We start from the raw sequence: 2,033 nt of genomic DNA on the forward strand, positions 1-2,033 counted from the left end.
CTTCCATAAAACCATTTTGCAGGATTTTTATCAGGTTACGTTCCGCAAGAAGTTATATGGAGACCTGGAAAGCCTGCAGGTAGATCTGGACAACTGGTTGTGGCATTACAATAATGAGCGAACTCATCAGGGAAAAATGTGCTGCTGGCGTACGCCGATGGCCACTTTACTCGATGGAAAACGGATCTGGGCAGAAAAGAATCTGAACCAGATGTAATCTGACAGACATCTGTATAAATAATCGGTAACTGTCAGATCAGGTCTGAGCTAGTACATATTATTTGTTAGGAAGTATGTATGAAACGCTGTTTTTTCTACAAGGCAGTTCATATCGTACTTGTAACTTTCGTATCACGTTGTAGACTTTAACGCGTTGGAGTTGCTCTTTGCATAATGCCAGTTGGCTGGCATTATGTTATAAATTAAGAGCAGTGGCTTCAGTCAAGGATTTAACCAAAGGCCTATTGGCATTAATGCTGATTGCCGGTTTGGATGATAATGAGGCGTAAAATGAAAAAAACAGCTATCGCAATTGCAGTGGCACTGGCTGGCTTTGCTACAGTAGCACAAGCAGCCCCCAAAGAAGAAACCTGGTACGTTGGCGGTAAACTGGGTGTTTCCCAGTTCCATGACACCGGTTTCTACGGTAATGGTTTCGAAGGTATTAACAATAACCCAATCAAGAGCAAACTGGGCGCAGGCGCATTCGTCGGCTATCAGGCAAACCAATATCTGGGCTTTGAATTAGGTTATGACTGGCTGGGCCGTTTGAAATATTCAGGTTCTCAGAACAGTGCAACTGACAGTGCCGCTTTCAAAGCTCAGGGCGTTCAGTTGGCAGCGAAATTAAGCTACCCGGTAATGCAAGATCTGGACGTATACACTCGTCTGGGCGGCATGGTATGGCGTGTTGACGCTAACGGCAAAAATGGCACTACTCAGTTGAGCGACAGCGACACTGGCGTGTCCCCACTGGCTGCTGTCGGTATCGAATATGCTTTCGACCGTGACTGGGCTGCTCGCGTTGACTACCAGTGGACCAACAACATTGGCGATGCTGGCACCGTTGGTGCACGTCCGGATAACCTGCTGATGAGCTTTGGCGTTTCCTACCGTATCGGTCAGGGAGATGCTCCGGCACCGGTTGCAGCACCAGCACCAGTTGTAGAAACCAAGCGTTTCACACTGCGTTCTGACGTTCTGTTCAACTTCGCTAAAGACACACTGAAACCAGAAGGTCGTCAATCTCTGGACCAACTGTACAGCCAACTGAGCAATCTGGATCCTAAAGACGGTTCTGTTGTTGCTCTGGGCTTCACCGACCGCATCGGTTCCGTAGAAGCTAACCAGGCGCTGTCTGAACGTCGTGCTCAGAACGTCGTGTCTTACTTGGTATCCAAGGGTATCCCGGCTAACAAGATCTCTGCGCGTGGCATGGGTAAATCCAACCCGGTTACCGGTTCTACCTGCGATAACACGAAACCGCGTGCAGCGTTGATCGACTGCCTGGCACCGGATCGTCGCGTTGAGATCGAAGTTAAAGGCATCAAAGACGTCGTTTCTCAGCCTCAGGCTTAAGTTATTCGTTTCTGAATAACCCTATACTGATAAAAAACCTCGCGATTGCGGGTCGTGTATTCAATATGTTGATTGCAGTGTGAAATGTCCGGTTTTGGATGTGGAATACAGTGGTTAAAGTTGATGTAAGATGCCCGTTTTGTGAACAGACATCTCCTGTGAAAAGACACGGTTATGGCAAAAGTGGCCATCAGCGTTACCGTCGTCAGTCATGCAAACACGGATGGCTACAGGACTTACAACGACGAACTTCCAAAGGTAGAACACATTGTTAGCAAGCTGTATACACAGCGTATTGAGCGTGAACATCTGACACTGCGTAACCGATTGCAACGGCTCAATCGCAAGACGCTCGGATATTCAAAATCATCCGAAATGCACGATATGATCATCGGTACTTACATCGAACGCGAGTACTACGTTTGATGCTACATCAACTCATTGAATACACGACC

The 2,033-nt window shown here is 47.5% G+C and carries 3 protein-coding genes and 2 pseudogenes; 4 read left to right on the forward strand and 1 reads right to left on the reverse strand.

All coding sequences use genetic code 11. The annotated features are described in order from the left end of the window. Together QZ506_RS20570 and ompA are read left to right on the forward strand one after the other, a co-directional pair. Positions 1–217 (forward strand): annotated as a pseudogene (locus QZ506_RS20570) (IS481 family transposase); the annotation flags it as partial. Between the two features lie 293 nt (positions 218–510). Further along, positions 511–1,578 carry a porin OmpA gene (gene ompA, locus QZ506_RS20575; RefSeq protein ID WP_291973566.1) on the forward strand — a complete coding sequence of 356 codons (1,068 nt, stop codon included), beginning with the start codon at positions 511–513 and terminating at the stop codon, positions 1,576–1,578. Here ompA and QZ506_RS20580 read toward each other — a convergent pair. Further along, positions 1,575–1,769, reverse strand: coding sequence for a hypothetical protein (locus QZ506_RS20580; protein WP_291973568.1), 195 nt, complete (start codon positions 1,767–1,769; stop codon positions 1,575–1,577). The genes ompA and QZ506_RS20580 overlap by 4 nt on opposite strands. Here QZ506_RS20580 and QZ506_RS20585 point away from each other — a divergent pair. Continuing rightward, positions 1,737–1,853 (forward strand): hypothetical protein, encoded by a 117-nt coding sequence (locus QZ506_RS20585; RefSeq protein WP_291973570.1) that lies wholly within the window; start codon positions 1,737–1,739, stop codon positions 1,851–1,853. The genes QZ506_RS20580 and QZ506_RS20585 overlap by 33 nt on opposite strands. Continuing rightward, positions 1,825–2,004 (forward strand): annotated as a pseudogene (locus QZ506_RS20590) (IS1 family transposase); the annotation flags it as partial. The gene QZ506_RS20585 and the pseudogene QZ506_RS20590, both read left to right, overlap by 29 nt. Positions 2,005–2,033: the final 29 nt, after the last annotated feature.

Origin of the sequence: Candidatus Symbiopectobacterium sp., assembly GCF_020054415.1 — a bacterium.
Lineage (GTDB): Bacteria > Pseudomonadota > Gammaproteobacteria > Enterobacterales > Enterobacteriaceae > Symbiopectobacterium.